Genomic DNA, 21,047 nt, shown 5'->3' with positions numbered 1-21,047 from the left:
AGGTTGATATAATTTTTAGGGAATACCTAAAAACAAAAAAATCAAGATTTTCTATGCAGGCAACTTAGTTGCTATTTGTTCTTTCTCATCTTTTGGGGATCCATTCTAGTTGGAAAAAAGTCTGTAATATTCACAGTTTGCTTACCAGCATTGATAAAATAGATTATCTTAATTTCAAAATGCTTTGACTCTTTATGAAGAATGAACTTAAACTCTTCCTGGCCATCTTCCAGATATTTTTCCTTCCTTCCTCTGCCTGGCTTTCTACTTAGTGTGCTTGCTGTGTGTAAAATATTGTCGTTTATTTCAATAGCCCTTTCAAGACTAAAGTTCTCAAAAATATAAGGCAATACATTTTCTTGGAAACGGACTTTGCAGGACGAGCAACTACTACCTGGTATGTTTTTTCTTCAACCATTGCTGATTTTCCTTCTTAAATTCATCTATAGACAAAACATCCCCTTCGTCTATGGCTTTCATAGATGCTTCAGCCCTGCTTTCCATCTCCACTTGTATCATTAACTTTTCCACTTTCTTCAAAGTAGATGCTTCACTTATTTTCATCAGTCGATCAATAAGCTCTAATTTTATTATTTCCGCTCTCATTATATTTTGCCTTTAAAGCTACTCTTAAAGATAACACTTTCTACTCTTTTTCGATTTCATCACTTCTAATCACATATGAAGAATAAAAAAGCTGAAACCATTGGCTTCAGCTTTTTAAAATAGGTGAAGTTTGAAATACTATAATGCGTCATTCTTTTTTTCTTCAATGATGTAGGAAATACCTAACCCCAAGCCACCGAAGATAAAGATCATTGAGAAGTAGGCAACTTCTTCCATTCTAAACAGGCTATCAAGCATATACCCGCAAAGAAGACCCAGCCCTGCACCAATAAACAATAGTCCAAACCTTAATGCCCATGATGTGTTTCTTATTCTTTTAGCTGAGCCTGGATCCATGCCCTTTTCTATCATAGCCCTTCTCTCATCATTTTCATACCTTCTCCATTGCACCACTCCGTAAGCAATCGCTATTATTGCTATTATCGGGATAAACACCGCTATTACTCCTTCTTCCATAACTTTATAATTTGAGTTTTTAATTTTTGGGCATTTGACACCAGCAATTAGAACCAGGTTACACCTCAATTTAAATTTTATTTTTATTTTATTAAAGCTGTAACTTAATACTATATATGCGAGTCCAATGACCGTGAATCAGCTGACAGATGAAGAGGTTATCGATAAAATACTTGGGGGCAACGCTGACTCTTTTAGTATTTTAGTTGATAGGTATAAAGATCACAGCTTTACTTTGGCTTACAATGTCATTAAAGATGAAAAAGAGGCTGAAGACATAGCTCAAGAAGCCTTTATAAAAGCTTATAAGAACCTTAAGAGGTTCAATAGAGAATCAAAATTTAGTACCTGGCTCTACAGAATAACATTTAACACGGCCTTAACTGCCAATAAGAAAAAAAAGAAGTACAGCAGCACCTCTTTTGATGATTCTGCAATTGAACTTACTGATTCTACCAGAAATGAACTTGAATATGCTGAAAAAAGAAGATTCATACTTCAGGCACTGGATCAACTAAATGAACAAGACAATGTGGCTTTAACTTTGTTTTATTTAAAAGAGCTGTCATTAGAAGAAATCTGTGAGGTGACTGGCATGAGCCTTTCAACATTAAAAGTAAGACTACACCGCGCACGAAAAAGAATGGCTGTTGTATTGAATGACTTATTAAAAGGAGAAGTCTTAAATTTATAATTATGGAAAATATGAATATTTCAGATGAAGAGTTACTGAACTTCATTGATGGCAATTCATCATCTTCTGAAAAGAAAAAGATAGAAAACATACTAGAAAATGATTCCGATCTGAAGGAACGTGTAAATATGTTTTCTAAATCAGAAAGCATTATCAAGAGCTCACTAAAAAGTAGCCCTTCAAGGAACTTCACTGCTCTGGTAATGAACAGGGTTGCAGCTATCAAAAACCCTTACCATAAAGGTGGTATCGCTATCTGGATACTAACTTTAATTAGTGTGATTGCATGTTCCTATTTCTTAACCGATATGACATTCAATGTCAATTTAGATTTTATTAGTAAATATATTCCTGAAATACCTATGCTTAAAGCTCCTACGGAGATCAAAGTGGATCAGCCGCTTAACATGCTGATAATTAGCAAGGTACTGCTCTATGGCATGCTTTTTATTGCCTTAATGCTCCTTGATAAAACTGTGTTAAGACCCTATTTTAAAAACAGGCACATGACCCATCATTAGGAGATTTAGTACAAAACAAGTTTAGAATATTTCACCTGATCTGTTTCTGTTGTTATAGCCAAATAGTAGGCACCTGGCGGATAAATGAATGTTAATAAATAAGTTAAATTGTCCGATCCGCCAATACTTCTTGCGTCAATTCTCCTTCCTGTTGGATCAATCAAATGTAAAGATTTGAAAGACTGTCCTTCATTAAGTTCAACAGTAACCAACTCTCCTAGTCTGGCTGGGTTGGGATATACATTGGACACCAATACTAAAGGCTCTTCAGTAATATTTTCACAATCGAAAATAGTCTCCCCTATCATCTCTCTAAAAGTCTCTAACTGTACATAGGTATTAGTGCCAGGGCATAGTGTACTGCATCCATCTCTATGACCAGCAACTGTGTTTAACTGCTCACCTCTATGAATTGCTGATGAAAACGGATCAAGCGATTCTTTAATCAACTTCCATGAGGTCAGTTCAATAAGAGATTCAATTGCCTTTTCACTAGGAGCAATATTAACTTCCTCGAAATTCCCCAGAAGACAAATTCCCATTGTACCGCTATTCTTTCCACAGAAGTGGGCGCCTATCACATTGTCCTGTTCTCCGTCATCTGGATCTCGGCCTTTATAAATTGTTCCTTCTCGATCAATCAGGTAATTATATCCAATGTCAGACCATCCGTTAACTTCAGTATGGTATAGGTAAATATCACGCACCACCTGAGTAAAGTTTGTACTGGTATTTGAACCTGCCGAATGATGAATGATAACATGTTCAACATCACTAAATGACCTGCTAAAGTTTGGAGCCTGCAAACCCGCTCTCCAATCAGATTGATCTATAGACTCTGGTTCAGCACAAGTTTCACTGCCTTCCACATCAAGCCTATTCCTCACATCAGTTTTAAAATAGGTATCACTATTCAATAAATAGAATGTTACCTCTCCTTGATAATCCCCAGATTTCAGGATCAGCCTATTTGCTGGTGAATTTATAGAAATTAAATTCGCTTGATTTCTATCTTCCGGAGCATGTTCATCTTTTGAAAGATTATAATCATCAGAACCTACTTGAATTGAAACCCTATCAGGAAATGTACTACTAGTAAAACCCAATGAAAATGCCGTAAATTCAAAACCCACACCCATAACATAGTCTTGATTAGGCATAACATTCAGTGTCTTTTCAAGGTAAAAATCACCTCGATTATCCCCATGTGCACTACTTTGAGACCACGATGGGCATGTTGTGCATAATATCAAACCAATAACTGCTCTCAATCTTTGAATATTCATTCCTTCAATATTAGATCGTAATTACGGATACAGAACGACCATTAGTATAACTCGCAAACAAAATTGAAGTTTCATAATTGAACCTGCAATTATGAAAAGACAAGGCATAAAAAAAGGCCGTTGAACAACGACCTTTTTAAAATAAATATTCTACTTATTAATATCTGTAAGCTTCTGGCTTGTATGGCCCTTCAACTGTCACTCCTATGTAAGCAGCTTGTTCAGGAGTCAGCACATCCAATTCTACACCAATTTTAGCTAAGTGCAGTCGAGCTACTTTCTCATCTAAATGCTTAGGCAATGTATATACTTTGTTTTCGTATGCATCACTATTAGTCCAGAGCTCAATTTGAGCTAATGTCTGGTTGGTGAATGAGTTAGACATTACGAATGAAGGGTGACCAGTAGCACAACCAAGGTTTACCAATCTACCTTCTGCAAGTAAAATAACATCATTGCCATTAGCCAAAGTATACTTATCTACCTGAGGCTTTATTTCATCTTTAGTTGCATTTTTGTTCAACCAGGCTACATCAATTTCATTGTCAAAATGACCGATGTTACAAACGATGGCCTTATCTTTCATTACTTCGAAATGTTCGCCTAAGATAATGCTCTTGTTTCCAGTTGTAGTCACAATAATATCCCCTTCTTTAACGGCATCTTTCATCTTCTTCACTTCAAAACCGTCCATTGCTGCCTGAAGCGCGCAAATTGGATCAATCTCAGTAACAATTACCCTTGCACCTGCGCCTTTCAAAGAAGCAGCAGATCCTTTACCAACGTCTCCGTATCCAGCTACAACAGCTACTTTTCCCGCCATCATTACGTCTGTAGCTCTTCTTATTGCATCAACTAATGACTCCTTGCAGCCATATTTGTTGTCAAACTTTGATTTAGTAACCGAATCATTTACGTTAATAGCAGGCATTACTAATGTGCCATTCTTCTCTCTTTCTACTAGTCTATGCACACCTGTAGTTGTTTCTTCAGAAAGACCTTTGATACCAGCAACATATTGTGGGTATCTATCAAAAACCATGTTGGTCAAATCACCACCATCATCTAAGATCATATTTAATGGTTGTCCGTCAGGAAAAACCAAAGTTTGCTCGATACACCAATCAAATTCCTGCTCGTTCAAACCTTTCCAAGCGTAAACCGGGATACCAGCAGCAGCAATAGCAGCAGCAGCATGATCCTGAGTAGAGAAAATATTACAAGATGACCAGGTTACATCAGCCCCTAACTCAACCAATGTTTCAATTAAAACAGCTGTCTGAATTGTCATGTGAAGACAACCTGCAATTCTAGCTCCTTTAAGAGGTTTTTGAGCTCCATATTCAGCTCTTAGAGCCATCAAACCTGGCATTTCAGCTTCTGCCAATTCTATTTCCTTTCTACCCCAGGCAGCTAAAGAAATATCTTTTACCTTGTATTTTACTTTTTCGTCTATCATGATGCTTTTAATTTTCAATTTCAAAATGGGAACACAAAATTAGTAAAATCGAACCTAAAATCTTTAATTATAGCTTAAAACAGTAATAATTCCTGTATATTTAAAATATTTAGACTATTTTCCTAAACCTGATAGCACTAACCCCACAAAACAGGAATATTTCCCATGCCAAACCTTGATATTGTAGACCATCAGATTTTAAAGCTTCTACAGGCAGATGCCAAACTTAATGTTAATGACATTGCCCAAAGGCTAAACCTTACTAAAACACCTATTTATGAGCGAATTAAGCGACTGGAAAGAACGGGCGTAATCGATAAATACGTGGCACTAGTGGATAGGAAGAAATTTACACCTTCGATAATCGTGTTTCTGTCAGGATCCTTGAACGTTAGTAAATTTGAACAAACCCAGGAATTTTATGATGCTGTCATGGTAATCGATGAGGTATTAGAGTGCTATCTCTTAGGGGGTGACAAAGACTTTTTGCTTAAGGTAATAGCCAAAGACCTTGATTCCTATCACGAATTTTATTCAGAAAAAATAGCTTCAATTCCTCACATTGGAGAAATAAGAAGCTCATTTGTTTTAAAGGAAGTAAAACATACTACTACAATTCCAAACATGGAATTGCAGTAGTATTTTATGTTTTAGGCAGCCACTCTACCGAAGTAGCGTAGTGTTTTATAATGGGATTTAAGCGCCCCAATGAAGGTCTTGTTTTCTATATAAGGCACTCCGTATTCTTTAGCTGTACTTTCCACAATCTTAGAAAGTTGAGGGTAATGGACGTGGCAAATGTTTGGAAATAAATGATGCTCAATCTGAAAATTAAGTCCACCACAAAGAAAGGTAGCCAATTGGCTTTTTCTAGAGAAGTTGGCAGTCGTTTTCATCTGATGTATCGCCCAGCTTTCGCCCATGTGCCCTGCTTCGTCAGGTTTTGGAAAATCCATGCCTTCAACAACATGAGCCAACTGGAATACTAGCCCCATAACGAAACCTTCAGCAAGGTGCATACTAATAAACCCAATTAAAAATTGTACCCAGGTAATGTCCATTACCAAAAGCGGAATGACAATGAAGAGCGTATAATAAAGAGCTTTGAAAAAGAAAAGGTTGAAATACTCAATCTTTGGCCTTTTAGTATTATCTGTATGACCGATTTTGTCTTGAAAGAATTTGACAAAATCCTTTCTAAAGACCCATGATAATGAAGCCAGACCATATAAAAAGAAAGCATAATATTGCTGATACCTCATAATTGGTTTTCTTGGCTCTTCAGGAGAAACTCTCACCAAACCTGGCGCTACGTCAAGATCTTCATCATGACCAGGTATATTGGTGAAAGTATGATGCACTTTGTTGTGAGCCACACTCCACACAAAAGCATTGGCACCTATAATATTGAACCAATAACTCATTAATTTATTCACAGTGCTGTTTGAAGAATATGAACCATGAATAGCATCATGTGCTACATTAAAACCAATAAATGATTGTACCATTCCCAAAAGTATTGCTAATATTAGCAATACTGGTAAACTAAAATTACCTAATATGATCAAAAGGTAAAGCCCTATCAACGAGCCTAAGAAGAATACAGACTTAAAAACCATCATTCCATTAGCATTTTTACTAATGTTATTTGACTTAAAATAATCCTCTATTCTTTGCTTCAACTCAGGATAAAATTCTGCCTGGTTTTTACCGTTAAATCTTACTTTCATATACTTCTTTTAATTTCTTTTAATAGTCTCTTTGTCAAGATACTACCTTTATTCAACTCACAAAAATAAAGTTTAAGTATCGGTAAAAGAAGTTATTTGAACGGTATTATCACTTATAGGCTCATAAGCTTAATTAATGAGGTTTATCACTGACTTTGGAATTGCGATGCCGTTCTTAAGTTCAATATCCGGAATAATCGCCTGGTAAGTGGTCTGCATGGGAACTACTCCTGCCCAAATATCCAAATCGTAATCTTCCTTATCATCTTTAGGCCCACCTGTTCTAATTTTGGCAGAAGCTTGATCTATTTTAATCTCCAGCACAGCTGTAGCCTTAAGTTCCTTTGCATTTGGCTGTCGGGATTCTTCCCACCGCCCGGGCACAAGTTGATCTGAAATTACCTTTAAAGCCTGCTTCTTATTATCTTCCATAACCAACTTTGCCGTGCCAAAAATTACAACCGACCTGTAGTTCATAGAGTGATGAAAGGCAGACCTTGCCAATACAAGTCCGTCCAAATGCGTAACAGCCAAAGACACCTGAACTCCTGTTTCCAATTGTTTGATCAATCTGCTGGTGGTGGCACCATGTAAATACAAACAATCTCCATCGCGGCCGTAGATGGTAGGTATGACAAAAGGCTGATTGTCAACAACAAAACTGGCGTGGCAAATCTTTCCGGCATCCAGAATTTCAAAAACCGTTGATTTATCATAGTGTCCACGTTCTGGTACTCTTTTTACTTTGTTTCTTTGATCTATTCTATAACCTCCCATAGTATTTTGACTTTTTGACTTTGAGTATGAAACAATATTATTAATTTACCGGACTATCAATTGGTACCATTTATTACAAACTATAGGATCCGGTTATGTTTCCATGGAAATCAACTTTAATAATTGACAGTTTGGCATCCAGAGCCAAGTACTTACAATTGACTGACCAGTTAATCAAAGAAATATCAGCAGGAAGACTCGTCCCAGGCCAGAAAATACCCGGAACAAGGCAGCTCGCTGGCCTGCTCAATGTCAACAGAAAAACGGTAATAATGGCCTTTGAAGAACTGCAAGCCCAGGGCTGGCTTGATATCAAGTCTTCGTCAGGGACTTATGTAAGCATGAAGCTTCCAATAACTAATGCCAAAAGCATTTCCTCTTCAAATATTCCCTATGATAATTTCAACATAAGGCTAATTAATAACTATGATTTTATCCCATCTTATGAATCCATTTCTTCTGCCTCTATCAATATTGACGGAGGTTCACCAGATTATAGACTAGCTCCTATCGACTGGTTGTACAAGGAATGTAGGTCATTAAGTAAAAGCAACTACGGTCAGCGTCTTTTGGCGTATGGTGGAGTAAAAGGCAATGAGGAACTGCGTATTTCCCTGGCCAAATATCTTGGGGAAACCAGAGGCATGATCCTGTCAAAAGAAAATATACTCATCACCAGAGGTAGCCAGATGGGGATATTTCTAACTATGTCTGGTCTGCTAAAGCCAAGCAATAATGTAGTCTTTGGCTCTACAAGCTATGATGCTGCAGAATGGGCAGCATTAAACAGTCAGGCTAATATCATCAGAGTAAATGTTGATCAGAATGGAATTGACACCGACCACTTGGCAAGTATCTGTATGCAGCAAAAAGTCCATATGGTCTATGTTACTCCGCACCATCACTTCCCTACAACCGTCACTCTCTCAAATGAAAGACGTATCCATCTCCTACAACTTTCGCTGAAATACAAGTTTGTAATATTGGAAGATGACTATGATTATGACTTTCATTATGCCAGCAACCCAATATTGCCGCTTGCAAGCCTTAACGCAGGGGGTAATGTCATATACATTGGTTCATTTAGTAAGATCTTCGCGCCAAATGTGCGAGTAGGCTATCTGGTTGCAAATGAAGAAGTCATTGAAAACTTAAGCCGGCTTCGAAGAATAATAGACCGACAGGGAGATCAAATTATGCAACGTGTGATTGCAGAATCAATTACCAGCGGTGAGTTAAATAGACATTTAAAAAAGTCCTTAAATGTTTATCGCCATCGAAGGGATAGTTTTTCAAAAATGATCGATTCTGAAATTTCTGATTATGCTACTTACAAAATGCCCGAAGGTGGAATGGCCATTTGGTGTGAATTTAAAGGCCTTAAACTAGAAGAGTTAAAACCAATAATTAACAGTCGGGGACTTTACATGGATATTGATCCTGATTTATCCATGAGGTTCAATGCGCTTAGGCTTGGATTTGCATCAATAAATGAAAAGGAACAAAAGAAGGCATTTGAAATATTAGGCCCAGCCGTTAAACAGCTCGCATCTTCAACTTCTTCTTAATCTCCTCTACCTGAACTTTGAAGTTGGCATCCACGTCCATCATATCATTAACTGATTGCACAGCATGAATAACAGTACTATGATCACGACCACCAAAATGATAGCCAATACCTTTTAAGGAATGGTTAGTATACTCTTTAGCAAAATACATGGCCACCTGTCTGGCAATAACAATTTCCTTTTTCCTGATTTTATCCTTAAGAAGATTGATATCTACTTTGAAGTATTCTGCTACAGTTTTTTGGATATAATCTATACCAACCTCAGTTTCAATGTCATGAACTATATTCTTAAGTGTTTGCTTCGCTAGCTCAAGATCCAGTTCCACTCTGCTTAATGATGCATGGGCAATTAACGATATTAACACCCCCTCGAGCTCACGGACATTTGTGTCTACACTGTATGCCAGATATTCCACCACATTATCAGGAATATAAATACCATCTGCCTGCATCTTACGCTGAATAATAGCTACCCTTGTTTCATAATCAGGCTGCTGAAGATCAGCTGTCAGTCCCCATTTAAACCTGGATAATAATCGCTCTTCTAATCCCTTCAAATCTCTAGGTGGACAATCACTAGTCATAATGATTTGCTTTCCTGCCTGATGAAGATGATTGAAAATATGGAAGAATATTTCCTGGGTCCTTTCTTTACCTGCAAGGAATTGAACATCATCAATAATGAGGATATCCACCTGCATGTAGAAATTCTGAAACTCCTGAATTCTATTATTCTTTAAGGCATCAATGAACTGATTTGTAAATTTTTCTGAAGACACATAAAGAACAAATCTGTTGCCCAGATTATTTTTTATTTCATTGCCAATGGCTTGAACAAGGTGTGTTTTTCCAAGTCCCACACCACCATAAAGCATCAAAGGATTGAATGAAGTAATACCTGGCTTCTGCGCAACCGCAAAACCAGCAGATCTTGCCAATCTATTACAGTCACCTTCTATATAGGTGTCAAATGTATAGTTAGGGTTGAGCTGAGACTGCTGATAAAGGTTGTCTACAGACTTTAATGCAAAAGGAGAAGTATACTCCTCTTTTGAATTTCCAAATTTATTCGTTTTACTGTTTCCCGTGTTAGGCAGGTTTACAGACAAAGGAGCAGTTTTACTGTTCCCTTTGTCAACAATAACAGAATACTCTAACCTTGCCTTTTCACCCATTACAGATGTTATGGCTTTTTTTAATATATGAACATAGTGCTCCTCCAGCCATTCATAGAAGAATTGGCTCGGAACCTGAATTGTCAAAACATCATTTTGACATTTTAGAGGTGTGATAGGCTCAAACCAAGTATTGAAACTTTGTTCAGCTACGTTCTCCTTGATTACCCTCAGGCAATCACTCCACACAGTCGCACTATCAATCTCCATGTACACAGGTCAGACTATTCAATTTAAGTTAAGGATGCAATGTTCAATTAAAAAGGGGAGTCAAATTTGTGAAAAAAAACACGAAGTTAAAAGAAGGCTTACTCGCTATTTTCTATAAAAGTTGTGATTTACGGAATAGCTATATCAATTCTTCAAAATGTTAAAACAAATTTTTTACCCTCCACAATCAACGCAAACGTTTGAGGTAAATTGCTACTAAAAAACATAACTTTACTCCTCAATTTTTTCTTTTGAAAATGGACAAAAACAAACCACTATTTAGTCAATTTAAAAAGGTTAGCAAAGAAGACTGGGCGAAAAAGGCCACTTCCGATTTGAAAGGTGAAGATGTCTATGAAATGTATCAGTGGAATAAAGGTGACCTCACTATTTCTCCGTACTATGACAAGAGTGACCTTGCAGACATCTCTAATTTAGAATTGTTTGGAAATCGACTTTATAAAAACAATGATCCCTCTGGGGATCCAAGGGTTTGGGTTAACCTCCAAAGGATATTTGTTGAGGACTCAAGTGATGCGAATAGTGCCGCGTTAGAAGGGTTAAACAATGGTGCAGATGGCATTACCTTTGACTTATCAACTGCCAAAAACATCAATTTAAATATATTGCTTAAAGCTATTAAACCTGCGTATTGTTACCTCTCTTTTGAAAAAGCCACTAAGGCCGATGGCTTAAAAATCATCACCCACTTATCATCAGAATTCCAGGACGTAGATATTCATGGTCATATATCAATTGAAGATATTGAACCCAATGATGCTTTGAATGAAGTAAGCAAGTTCAAAAACCTGAAAAACTTCACTTGCATAAATATAACATCAACAGAGTCGGCACCCACTGAGCAAATAAGCCAAACACTCGCTCATGTAAACCGACAAGTGAGGAGTCTACTGTTACATGGCTTTGATATTGCTTCAATTTCAAAATCAATATTAGTAAGCCTTGAAGTTGGGAATGATTTCTTCGTTGAGATTGCTAAAGTCCGAGCACTAAGAAATTTGATCTTCCAAATATTCAGGGCTTATGGACATGATGAATTCCAACCAGAGGACATTAGCATTAGATGTATTTCAACCAATTGGAATGAAGAAAAATATCAGCCTCATGCCAATATGCTTAAAGGGAGCACTGCAGCACTGGCTTCGATTTTAGCAGGATGTGATTTACTGGAAGTAGAACCTGAGTTTAACGATAGTCCGCAGTCGGTAAGAATCGCAAGAAATGTTTCTAACATATTAAAAGAAGAATCTTACTTATCAAAAACTGCCGATCCGGTAGCTGGCACTTATTATTTGGAAAGTTTAACTGACCAAATAGCAAAAGAAAGCTGGAAACTGTTTCAAAAGAGTTTGGAAAATGTAAAGATGGAGGGATAGGATATGAGACCGGAATTTGACAAGATAGCATACAATCAATTCAGCCCAAAGGAGCAGCAAGTTGAAAACACAACGGCTTGGCCAACCGCTGAAAAAATAGACGTTAAGCCTGCGTTCAATGTAAATGACATCAAAGAGATCGAGCACATTGGCTTTTCAGCCGGACTGGCTCCTTATTTAAGAGGTCCATACTCAACCATGTATGCAGGTCGACCTTGGACTGTCAGGCAATATGCAGGCTTCTCAACTGCAGAAGAATCAAATGCTTTTTACAGGAAAAACTTAGCTGCAGGACAGAAGGGATTATCTGTGGCATTCGACTTAGCAACACACAGAGGCTATGATTCTGATCACCCACGAGTGACTGGTGATGTGGGTAAGGCTGGAGTTGCAATAGACTCCGTGGAAGATATGAAGGTACTATTTGATCAGATTCCACTTGATCAAATGTCTGTATCCATGACTATGAACGGAGCAGTGCTTCCAATTATGGCCTTTTATATTGTGGCTGCTGAAGAGCAGGGTGTTGCTGAAAAATTATTAAGCGGCACTATACAAAATGATATTTTGAAGGAATTTATGGTGCGTAACACCTACATCTATCCTCCCCTTCCTTCAATGAAATTGATCGCTGATATTTTTGAATATACTTCTCAGCGAATGCCTAAGTTCAATTCTATAAGTATAAGTGGGTATCATATACAAGAGGCTGGCGGAACAGCAGATATAGAATTAGCCTATACTTTGGCAGATGGATTGGAATATCTGCGGACTGGAATTAAAGCCGGAATGGACATAGATACCTTTGCTCCAAGACTTTCTTTCTTTTGGGGTATTGGCATGAACCATTTTATGGAAATTGCCAAGATGCGTGCAGGTAGACTTCTTTGGGCAAAGATTGTAAGTCAATTTAATCCTAAAGATGCCAAGTCATTGGCCTTGAGGACCCACAGCCAAACCTCAGGCTGGAGCCTGACTGAACAAGATCCATATAACAATGTGGCCAGAACATGTATTGAAGCTTTGGCAGCCGCATTGGGTCATACGCAATCATTGCATACCAATGCACTTGATGAGGCCATTGCCCTACCGACAGAATTCTCAGCCCGAATTGCTAGAAATACGCAGCTCTACCTTCAAAATGAAACTAATATTACAAAGGTGGTGGATCCTTGGGCCGGTTCATATTATGTAGAATACCTTACTGATCAATTGGTACACAAAGCCTGGGCATTAATTGAAGAGGTGGAGGAGCTTGGAGGCATGGCAAAAGCTATAGAAAGTGGGTTGCCAAAAATGAGAATTGAAGAAGCTGCCGCAAGAAAGCAGGCCAGAATAGACTCTGGAAGAGATATTATAGTTGGTGTAAACAGATACCAAACTGATGAACTACCTGATTTTGATACGCTTGAGGTAGACAATACAAAAGTGCGCGATGGTCAGATAGCACGATTGAATGAAATCAAAAATACCCGCAATACTGAAAAGGTTAATGAGGCACTGGGCAAATTAACTGAGACCGCTAAATCGGGAGATGGTAATTTACTAACTTTAGCCGTGGAAGCGGCCAGGCACAGAGCTACATTAGGAGAAATCTCTGATGCCCTTGAAGAGGTTTACGGTCGCCATAAGGCTACCATTAAATCAATAACTGGCGTTTATTCTGGCGAAGTAAAAATGGACGAGAATTTTAAAGAAGCAAAGCGTCTATCAGATGAGTTTGCAGCACTGGAAGGCAGAAGGCCGAGAATTATGGTTGCTAAAATGGGTCAGGATGGTCATGATCGTGGAGCAAAAGTAATAGCCACAAGTTTTGCTGACCTTGGTTTTGATGTTGACATTGGGCCTTTATTTCAGACCCCTCAGGAAGTTGCTCAGCAGGCGGCAGAAAATGACGTTCACATCATTGGTGCTTCCAGCTTAGCAGCAGGTCATAAAACCCTGATTCCAGAGCTAATTAGCGCTTTAAAGAAATTGGGCCGGGAAGACATAATGGTAATAGCTGGAGGGGTAATACCTCCAAAAGATTATGATTTCCTTTATAAAGCAGGGGTTAGTGGTGTATTTGGCCCAGGTACAGTAATAGCAGAGGCTGCTAAAGACATCTTGAAAAAGCTCATGGAAACTGAATAACGGAGGCATCAAAGCACTATTATCGTTGAGTTATAAGGAAAAGGTCTAATTGTCAGTACTTTATTGTACAATTTGACCTAATTTTATAAGATAAGACAAAACCTTTCCCAACTATGAAATCAGTACATTTCAAAGCCTTAGTAATTGTTTTATTATGCCAACTGGCCTTGGTCGGTAATACTCACGCCCAAAAATGGGATAAGTTTATAAACAAAGCCGATGAGCAATATGAAACTGGTGATTATGAAAAGGCGAAAAAGACGCTTCTTAAATTCAAGAAAAAAGTAACCAAGAAACTAGGCGCCAGCAATCAGTACATTCCAGGATACTATTTAAGATCTGCCAAATTCAACTGGGCTCTAGGTTATATAACCACCTTCGAAAATGAACTTGAAGAAGCCATTAATGCCAGCAAAACCGTTTATGGCGACCGGTCTGTAGAAACAGCTCTTACCAGAATTGAGGCTGCAGAAATTATGGCTCAATATGGGAATTTTGTAAAAGCCAAAGTTTATTTAGATGATGGCCTTTCTATATTAAAAACAACTGAAGCCTATACCGATCAGATTGAAGCTCAAACAGATCTTACCACATCAGAAATTTTAATTGGTCAGGGGTACTTTAACGAAGCTTTAGAAGCTCTTAATAAGAATATAGATTTTTTTAGATCAAGAGCCGTAGACAAAGTAAGCTTTGTTGATGACAAAGGCAGGTTGCAATCTAGAAGATTGGATGAAAAAGAAGTAAAAGAAAGAATGGGCAATTATGCAGATGCATTAACGCTTAAATCAAATGCCCTAAGGCTGAAAGGTAATTTCAAAAGTGCTGATAGCGCCTTTTTAAGAGCAGAAGCCTGGATCGATTCAAACTTAGGCAAGAAAGATATTCACTATGTAAAGAATCAATTTCTTCATGGAAAACTGCTTGTTGAGAATGGATTGGATGTCGAGAACATGCCCAGGGAAACCAGGTTTGACAAATCACTCAGTAACCTTAAAAGCCAGCACGAAGAGAGCCATTACTTAGCTTTTGATTTGTATGAAACACTCATCAAACAATATTTGTATAATAACCAAAAGGCAAAATACAAAAATGTCAAAATTGAGTACGAAAAGGCTATTAAGAAGAATTTTAGCAGAACCAGCCTTCATTATATTAATTTGGAAACAGTTGAGTTTGATGCCAAACTTACCAAGGACAAAACCAAAAATGTAGGGGCACAGGCCAGTGCCATTTTAACCTCTAACAGTGGTCTGCCCAAATATCACAAAAAAACAATCTCACTATTAGAGTATTTGTATCGTTTAGATATTCAAAATCAGAAGTACGCACAAGCAGAAGAAAATCTGATAGACATCTTAGAAATTAAAAAAACACTCTATGGGGCAGAGTCTCCATTATATCATCTGTCAAAAATAGAATTAGCTAACTATTACATTGATTATACTGACAAAATAAAGGAAGCTGAAGCGATATATAAAGAGAGTTTTTATGGAGTAATAGAAAAGCAGATTGACCCATGGCATAAAGATTATGTCAACATACTTAACCACCTGGCCGCTTATAATGAAATCACCGATCAGTACAAAAAGGCCAATGATATTCTAAACGATGCCCTGTTTGCAGCCCGTGCCAAGTATGACAATAAAGACCCTGATTATGGCGTGGAGTTAACTTACATTGCCAGTCTTCAATTAAAAATTGGCGATTATGAAAATGCCAGCAGTAATATAACTGAAGCCGTAAAAATATTAGAAGAAGAAAGAAGGAATGAATATCGAGTGGTGGATTATGTTCAGGCTTTAGAGGTTCAGGCACAGCTATTCGCTATCCAAGGTTTGTTTGATGATGCCGAACGCACCTTGTCAGCCTCCTCCAAGTTGCTTAGACGGGCCGAATCAACCGTATATTATGATGAGCTCGGTGCCGCAGAGGATCTCTCCAACCTATATATTACGCTAGGCCGGTACAATGACACTGAAATTCTTATTGAAAGGCTGATTGAGTCATACAGTAAAAGATATGGCCCTGAATCCAGAAGATTAATAGTTCCTTTGGTTAATCAAGGCAAAATAGAATTGATCAGTGGTGACTATCCCGATGCCGAAAAGACAGCGCTCAAGGCTAATAGATTAAGCACCTCGATATTCAACGAAAAATCTACCAAGATCACACCTTCACTACTGCTACTATCAGAAATATATACCAGTATAGGTGATTACGAAAAAGCTGAGAACAATATAAGAAAGGCCATTGAAATTCAGGAAGCACAGTTCGGAAGAAACCACGTTGACGTTGGTAAATCCCTCACTCAACTGGCCATTATCAAATTTCACAAAGGGGATAACTTAGCCGAAGTTGAAAAAATACTTAATGAGTCGAAAGATATCATAATAGCGAAACTTGGTAACAGAAACCCTACTTACGCCAATATTTTAACAGATATGGCTAAAGTCTACATCTCACAACGTAAGTATGATGAAGCCTTCAATGCACTGACCCTTGCTGAGAACATCTGGATATCCAAAGTAGGTAAGAGAAACAATATTAATACGGCTTCAATTTATACCCTTACAGGAGATATTCATTATTTGCAGCGCAGCTACGACCAAGCCGAAGAAGAATATGAAAAGGCCAAACGGCTTTACGAAAAATTCTTCAATAAGAACCATCCAGAGTATGTTAAGGTACTTTCTAAGCTAAGTAAAGTTTACTACATGGAGGGTGATTCTAAAAGATCACTCCAGAATATTGAAGAGGCTCTTGCAAACTATCAAAACTTTATAAGAGAGTACTTCCCGGCACTTAGTGAGCGCGAAAAAGCAAAATATTGGAATACGATAAAATCCGATTTTGAGTTCTACAATACCCTTGCTTTCAAGAATATGTCATCCAACAAAAAGATTGTTGGCGAGGTGTACAATAATGCCCTTTTAACCAAGGCAATTCTTTTAAACTCTTCAATTAAAATTAGAGAACGTATTCTCAACAGTAACGATGAGGATTTAAAAAATAAATATAACAACTGGATAGAAAAGAAAGAACAGCTTACCAATGTACTCTCAATGAGTATCGAGCAGCTTCAGGAAAATCAGATAGATCCTGCAATATTGACTGCAGAAGTTGAAAGGTTGGAAAAAGAACTAAGTCAAAAATCAGAGCTGTTCTCGCAAAGCTTTGAAGACAAAAAGATTGTTTGGAACAATGTTCAAAAAGCACTGAAGCCAAATGAAGTAGCTATAGAGATGGTTAGGTACCGTCATTTCGATCATGTATTTACGGACTCGATTATTTATGCTGCCATATATGTAAAAAATGAAAAAGAGACCCCAGAGCCTGAAGTAATCTTAATTAGTGATGGGCACGACCTCGAAACCAGATACTTTAAAAACTATCGAAACAGCATCATCTATAAATTGCCTGATGCCTACAGTTATGAGAAGTATTGGAAACCTCTGCAAACGCAGGTTGGCGCTTACGCAACAATTTATCTAAGTGCAGATGGTGTTTATAATCAGATAAATTTAGAAGCCGTACCAACTCAGGATGGTAAATATGTTATTGACAACTCCAATATCATACTGGTAAGTAATACCAAAGACATTTACTTGAGGCAAGTCAAAACCCAGCTGGTGCAAGACGAAAAGAGGGCTTCTATGTTTGGCAATCCAGACTTTTATTTGACAGCCAGTGCAGGCGAAATCAACTCACTGCCAGGTACACAAAAAGAACTAAGTGAGCTAGGAGTGCTTTTAAAAGAAAAAGGATGGATTGCTAATAGCTACTCCCACAAAGAAGCGAGCGAGGAGCAAATTAAAAGACTTGATAACCCTAAAATTTTCCACGTAGCTACTCACGGATTCTTCTCACCAAAACAAGAACTAAAAGCATCTGATGAACTAACATTAAGTGAATCAGAAGCTTCGGCTAACCCATTATTGAGAACAGGGTTATTATTATCTGGTGCCGGAGACCTCTTAAATAAGACCTCCTATAACTACAATATGGAAAGTGGTATTCTCACTGCATATGAAGCTATGAACCTGAACCTTGACCAGACAGACTTGGTGGTGCTGAGTGCGTGTGAAACGGGACTTGGAGAACTGGCTGTTGGCGAGGGTGTCTATGGTTTACAAAGAGCCTTTATGGTGGCGGGAGCTAAGACACTAATCATGAGTATGTTCAAAGTAGATGATGAAGCCACTCAAAAATTGATGGTTAAGTTTTATAAAAAATGGCTAGAGACTGGTAGGAAAAGGGCATCATTCGTTGAAGCTAAAAAAGAGCTGAGAGTGGAATATCAGGATCCCATTTACTGGGGAGCCTTTATTATGATTGGATTAGATTAAAAACCACGCAGGATGTAATGTTTGAATGAAAAACGCATAAACTTTAATGTATTAATTACATTATATTTGCCCTTTTTAAATTTCTATTGTGGGCAAATTATCTATACTTTTCGCTTCATTATTTCTATCCTTTAACTTATTTGCTTTTGGTGACGAGCAATATCAAATAACCAAAAGACCGCAATGGGTTGAACCTGTTGAGCTAGGTAAGGATCGTACTACACTTGACAATAATGGATATTATTATCTATTGGCTGATAGGCAGTCAAATACAGTCACTTCAAGCCATTATTATCAATTTGCCATTAAAGTATATAACTCTGAAGGCATTCAGAACATGTCGAATATTAGTATAAATTTCGACCCTTCATTTCAGCGACTGAATATCCACGAAGTTTCAATTATCCGTAATGGGCTACCTATAGATAAAATCAAAACAGATCCAATTGAGATAATCCAAAGAGAAACAAGCATGGATCGGCACTTGTATGACGGTTCATTAACAGCAACAATCAACATAACTGATGTTAGAGTTGATGATATTATATTATACTCCTATACCATAGAAGGTTCTAACCCAGCGTATAAAGGTATTTATGGAGGTTTCTCATTTAACTTTACTCTACCTATATCAAAACTGTTTACCAAATTAATATTTGAACAAAAAGATAGTTTGATATTGAAAGAGTTTAAAAATCCTGATAACCCCAAAGTAAAGTATTCAAATGCCACAACGTCATACGAGTGGATTCATGAAGATGTAAAACCTGTTATTTATGACAACAATACTCCAAGCTGGTACGACCCTCACCCAAGTGTTAAGTATACCAATTACACTAGTTGGAAGGCCTTTGCATTGGAGTCATTGAGTAACTTTCAAGTTTCGGGCGAAGAGTTGAAAAATCTAAAGAAGAAAATAGGAGAAAGATTTGACTCTGGCAACAAAGCCATATCTATTGAGCAAGCAATAAGGTTTGTTCAGGATGAAGTCAGATATCTCGGACTTGAAAATGGGATGAGTGCCTATAAACCTCATTTACCAGTTAAAGTGTTTGATCAAAGATTTGGAGACTGTAAAGACAAGTCACTGCTTTTGGTGTGTTTATTAAATTTAATGGACGTTGAGGCTAATCCTGTTCTTGTTAGTTCATCACAAGGCCTGAAATTAGAAAACTCACCACCGTCTCCTGATATATTTGATCATTGCATTGTAAGATTTAGTTATGAAGACAAAGATTATTACATCGATCCAACAATAAGTAGTCAAGGTGGGGATTTGAATAATTTGTCTACACCAAATTACCATTATGGTTTGAATCTTAGAAAGGAAACTGAGAGCTTAACTGAACTTCCGAAATATAAAATTCAACCGGTTTTAGTAGAAGAAACGCTAACTCTTGATGATGCAGGATTTGGAGATGCTACTTTTACAGTAAGAACCACTTATAAAGGGCTGAGCGCTGACAATCAAAGATCCTACTTCTCGAGGAATTCTATAAACGAGATTACCAAACAATATTTGGACTTTTATAGTAACCTTTACCCTTCAATTAAATCATTGGACGGTGTTAAACTGATAGATGAAAAAAGGAACACAGATAATGAGTTAGTCATTGATGAATCATATCTGATTAGTAACATTTGGAAAAAATCCAGTGATAATGAGAACCTATCTTCTTTAGAACTCTATCCTATGGGTCTCGAATCCTATGTAAATATTAATGGATCATCAATTAGAACGATGCCTTTTTACCTTGGAAAAGCAAAATACGAACACAAAATTCTAGTAAACCTGCCAGAAAGCTGGCAGTTTGAAGAAATCACTTACGCTAAAAAAGATAGTTCTTATAACTATAGTTTAAATGGCACCTATAACTCCCGAAAAAAGCAAATAGAATTAGTTTACTCATATGAATCAAAAAAAGATGATTTAAGTCCAACTCAATTCGTAGATTTCATTATTGCCCATGAAGATATAATGAACAATATTAGTTATTTCCTCACTTATGATTCGTCAATTGCTAAATACAAGCTGAGTTATTTAAGTATTATCTTAGGTGTTATCATTTTTTCAATTGGTTGCTTTGCTTCCTTCAAGGTCTATTCAAGCTATAACCCTGATATTGAAATAACCAACCCTAAAAATTTGGCCATTGGTGGTTGGTTAATATTGCCTGCAATAGGTTTGTGTTTTACGCCTGTAAGAATGGCTTTTGAACTTGTTAACTCTGATAATTTTTATGATGCGAACTTTTGGTATTCCCACTTTTTGAACAAAGATTTTAAATTGTTGGCATTAATTACATTTGAGTTTCTCTATAACTTTCTTTTTACGGCTTTTTCTTTACTCGTGGTGGTACTATTCTTTCAAAAAAGAACGAGTGCACCATTAATGATTAAGATTTTATACGCAATTTCCTTAGTTATAACATTGGTTGACAATTTCTTCGCCAACCAGCTTGTGGCAGGCGTGCAAATAGATTTCAAATCAATATTTCAAAGTGCAGTTGCTGCTGCAATTTGGATTCCGTATTTCAGCAACTCAAACCGAGTAAAAAACACATTTACGGTTAGATTAGATAGCACCCTATCAGAGCAAAAAAACAGTTAAAAACTAAATGTTCACTTAGTTTTGCATATAATACTTAGTAGAGAATCAAGCA

General features: G+C 37.3%; 16 protein-coding genes. 8 read left to right on the top strand and 8 right to left on the bottom strand.

Annotation, left to right across the window (positions count from 1 at the left end; all coding sequences use genetic code 11):
- Positions 1-71: 71 nt before the first annotated feature.
- The 3 genes from RIB54_RS05640 to RIB54_RS05630 all read right to left on the bottom strand — a co-directional run bounded on the left by RIB54_RS05640 (position 72) and on the right by RIB54_RS05630 (position 1,083).
- Complete coding sequence (locus tag RIB54_RS05640; protein ID WP_350099656.1) at positions 72-350, bottom strand: hypothetical protein; 279 nt, start codon at positions 348-350, stop codon at positions 72-74.
- Between the two features lie 40 nt (positions 351-390).
- On the bottom strand, positions 391-606 hold the full coding sequence (locus tag RIB54_RS05635; protein ID WP_350099655.1) for a hypothetical protein: 216 nt from the start codon (positions 604-606) through the stop codon (positions 391-393).
- A 138-nt stretch (positions 607-744) separates the two neighbouring features.
- A complete protein-coding gene (locus RIB54_RS05630) occupies positions 745-1,083 on the bottom strand; it encodes a DUF6249 domain-containing protein (RefSeq protein ID WP_350064504.1) in 339 nt (112 codons plus the stop codon).
- 127 nt (positions 1,084-1,210) lie between these two features.
- Between RIB54_RS05630 and RIB54_RS05625 the strand changes: the two genes are divergently transcribed.
- Positions 1,211-1,777 carry an RNA polymerase sigma factor gene (locus tag RIB54_RS05625; RefSeq protein ID WP_350099654.1) on the top strand — a complete coding sequence of 189 codons (567 nt, stop codon included), beginning with the start codon at positions 1,211-1,213 and terminating at the stop codon, positions 1,775-1,777.
- 2 nt (positions 1,778-1,779) lie between these two features.
- Positions 1,780-2,298 carry a hypothetical protein gene (locus RIB54_RS05620; RefSeq protein ID WP_350099653.1) on the top strand — a complete coding sequence of 173 codons (519 nt, stop codon included), beginning with the start codon at positions 1,780-1,782 and terminating at the stop codon, positions 2,296-2,298.
- A 5-nt stretch (positions 2,299-2,303) separates the two neighbouring features.
- Here RIB54_RS05620 and RIB54_RS05615 read toward each other — a convergent pair whose 3' ends face one another.
- Positions 2,304-3,584 (bottom strand): N-acetylmuramoyl-L-alanine amidase, encoded by a 1,281-nt coding sequence (locus RIB54_RS05615; RefSeq protein ID WP_350099652.1) that lies wholly within the window; start codon positions 3,582-3,584, stop codon positions 2,304-2,306.
- Positions 3,585-3,741: 157 nt separating this feature from the next.
- Positions 3,742-5,043 (bottom strand): adenosylhomocysteinase, encoded by a 1,302-nt coding sequence (gene ahcY / locus RIB54_RS05610; protein WP_350064496.1) that lies wholly within the window; start codon positions 5,041-5,043, stop codon positions 3,742-3,744.
- Positions 5,044-5,208: 165 nt separating this feature from the next.
- Here ahcY and RIB54_RS05605 point away from each other — a divergent pair, with 165 nt between their 5' ends.
- Entirely contained in the window at positions 5,209-5,682 is a 474-nt protein-coding gene (locus RIB54_RS05605; RefSeq protein WP_350064494.1) for an Lrp/AsnC family transcriptional regulator, read from the top strand.
- An 11-nt stretch (positions 5,683-5,693) separates the two neighbouring features.
- Here the strand turns inward: RIB54_RS05605 and RIB54_RS05600 are convergent, their stop codons facing one another.
- Together RIB54_RS05600 and RIB54_RS05595 are read right to left on the bottom strand one after the other, a co-directional pair.
- The gene (locus RIB54_RS05600; RefSeq protein ID WP_350064492.1) at positions 5,694-6,773 is read right to left on the bottom strand and encodes a fatty acid desaturase family protein; all 1,080 of its coding nucleotides are present in this window, start codon (positions 6,771-6,773) and stop codon (positions 5,694-5,696) included.
- A 129-nt stretch (positions 6,774-6,902) separates the two neighbouring features.
- Positions 6,903-7,550 carry a pyridoxamine 5'-phosphate oxidase family protein gene (locus tag RIB54_RS05595; RefSeq protein WP_350099651.1) on the bottom strand — a complete coding sequence of 216 codons (648 nt, stop codon included), beginning with the start codon at positions 7,548-7,550 and terminating at the stop codon, positions 6,903-6,905.
- A gap of 95 nt (positions 7,551-7,645) precedes the next feature.
- On the opposite strand from RIB54_RS05595, the gene RIB54_RS05590 reads away from it, so the two are divergent.
- Positions 7,646-9,118, top strand: coding sequence for an aminotransferase-like domain-containing protein (locus RIB54_RS05590; protein ID WP_350099649.1), 1,473 nt, complete (start codon positions 7,646-7,648; stop codon positions 9,116-9,118).
- Here the strand turns inward: RIB54_RS05590 and dnaA are convergent.
- Complete coding sequence (dnaA, locus tag RIB54_RS05585; RefSeq protein ID WP_350064487.1) at positions 9,087-10,505, bottom strand: chromosomal replication initiator protein DnaA; 1,419 nt, start codon at positions 10,503-10,505, stop codon at positions 9,087-9,089. The two genes, RIB54_RS05590 and dnaA, sit on opposite strands and share 32 nt — an antisense overlap.
- Before the next feature lie 257 nt (positions 10,506-10,762).
- Between dnaA and RIB54_RS05580 the strand changes: the two genes are divergently transcribed.
- The 4 genes from RIB54_RS05580 to RIB54_RS05565 all read left to right on the top strand — a co-directional run bounded on the left by RIB54_RS05580 (position 10,763) and on the right by RIB54_RS05565 (position 20,995).
- Complete coding sequence (locus RIB54_RS05580) at positions 10,763-11,902, top strand: methylmalonyl-CoA mutase family protein (RefSeq protein ID WP_350099648.1); 1,140 nt, start codon at positions 10,763-10,765, stop codon at positions 11,900-11,902.
- Positions 11,903-11,905: 3 nt separating this feature from the next.
- Positions 11,906-14,035, top strand: coding sequence for a methylmalonyl-CoA mutase (gene scpA, locus RIB54_RS05575; protein ID WP_350099647.1), 2,130 nt, complete (start codon positions 11,906-11,908; stop codon positions 14,033-14,035).
- Between the two features lie 113 nt (positions 14,036-14,148).
- A complete protein-coding gene (locus RIB54_RS05570) occupies positions 14,149-18,384 on the top strand; it encodes a CHAT domain-containing protein (RefSeq protein ID WP_350099646.1) in 4,236 nt (1,411 codons plus the stop codon).
- An 88-nt stretch (positions 18,385-18,472) separates the two neighbouring features.
- Complete coding sequence (locus tag RIB54_RS05565) at positions 18,473-20,995, top strand: DUF3857 domain-containing protein (protein WP_350099645.1); 2,523 nt, start codon at positions 18,473-18,475, stop codon at positions 20,993-20,995.
- Positions 20,996-21,047: the final 52 nt, after the last annotated feature.

The sequence above is a fragment of the Fulvivirga sp. genome, from assembly GCF_040218215.1.
Lineage (GTDB): Bacteria > Bacteroidota > Bacteroidia > Cytophagales > Cyclobacteriaceae > Fulvivirga.
The sequence above is the reverse complement of the archived record's forward strand: the minus strand, read 5'-3'. Positions and strand labels throughout refer to the sequence as shown.

Coding starts and splice junctions, on each gene's coding strand:
- RIB54_RS05635 (WP_350099655.1), bottom strand. CDS start 606: ATGAGAGCGGAAATAATAAAATTAGAGCTTATTGATCGACTGATGAAA.
- RIB54_RS05630 (WP_350064504.1), bottom strand. CDS start 1,083: ATGGAAGAAGGAGTAATAGCGGTGTTTATCCCGATAATAGCAATAATA.
- RIB54_RS05625 (WP_350099654.1), top strand. CDS start 1,211: ATGACCGTGAATCAGCTGACAGATGAAGAGGTTATCGATAAAATACTT.
- RIB54_RS05620 (WP_350099653.1), top strand. CDS start 1,780: ATGGAAAATATGAATATTTCAGATGAAGAGTTACTGAACTTCATTGAT.
- RIB54_RS05615 (WP_350099652.1), bottom strand. CDS start 3,584: ATGAATATTCAAAGATTGAGAGCAGTTATTGGTTTGATATTATGCACA.
- ahcY (WP_350064496.1), bottom strand. CDS start 5,043: ATGATAGACGAAAAAGTAAAATACAAGGTAAAAGATATTTCTTTAGCT.
- RIB54_RS05605 (WP_350064494.1), top strand. CDS start 5,209: ATGCCAAACCTTGATATTGTAGACCATCAGATTTTAAAGCTTCTACAG.
- RIB54_RS05600 (WP_350064492.1), bottom strand. CDS start 6,773: ATGAAAGTAAGATTTAACGGTAAAAACCAGGCAGAATTTTATCCTGAG.
- RIB54_RS05595 (WP_350099651.1), bottom strand. CDS start 7,550: ATGGGAGGTTATAGAATAGATCAAAGAAACAAAGTAAAAAGAGTACCA.
- RIB54_RS05590 (WP_350099649.1), top strand. CDS start 7,646: ATGTTTCCATGGAAATCAACTTTAATAATTGACAGTTTGGCATCCAGA.
- dnaA (WP_350064487.1), bottom strand. CDS start 10,505: ATGGAGATTGATAGTGCGACTGTGTGGAGTGATTGCCTGAGGGTAATC.
- RIB54_RS05580 (WP_350099648.1), top strand. CDS start 10,763: ATGGACAAAAACAAACCACTATTTAGTCAATTTAAAAAGGTTAGCAAA.
- scpA (WP_350099647.1), top strand. CDS start 11,906: ATGAGACCGGAATTTGACAAGATAGCATACAATCAATTCAGCCCAAAG.
- RIB54_RS05570 (WP_350099646.1), top strand. CDS start 14,149: ATGAAATCAGTACATTTCAAAGCCTTAGTAATTGTTTTATTATGCCAA.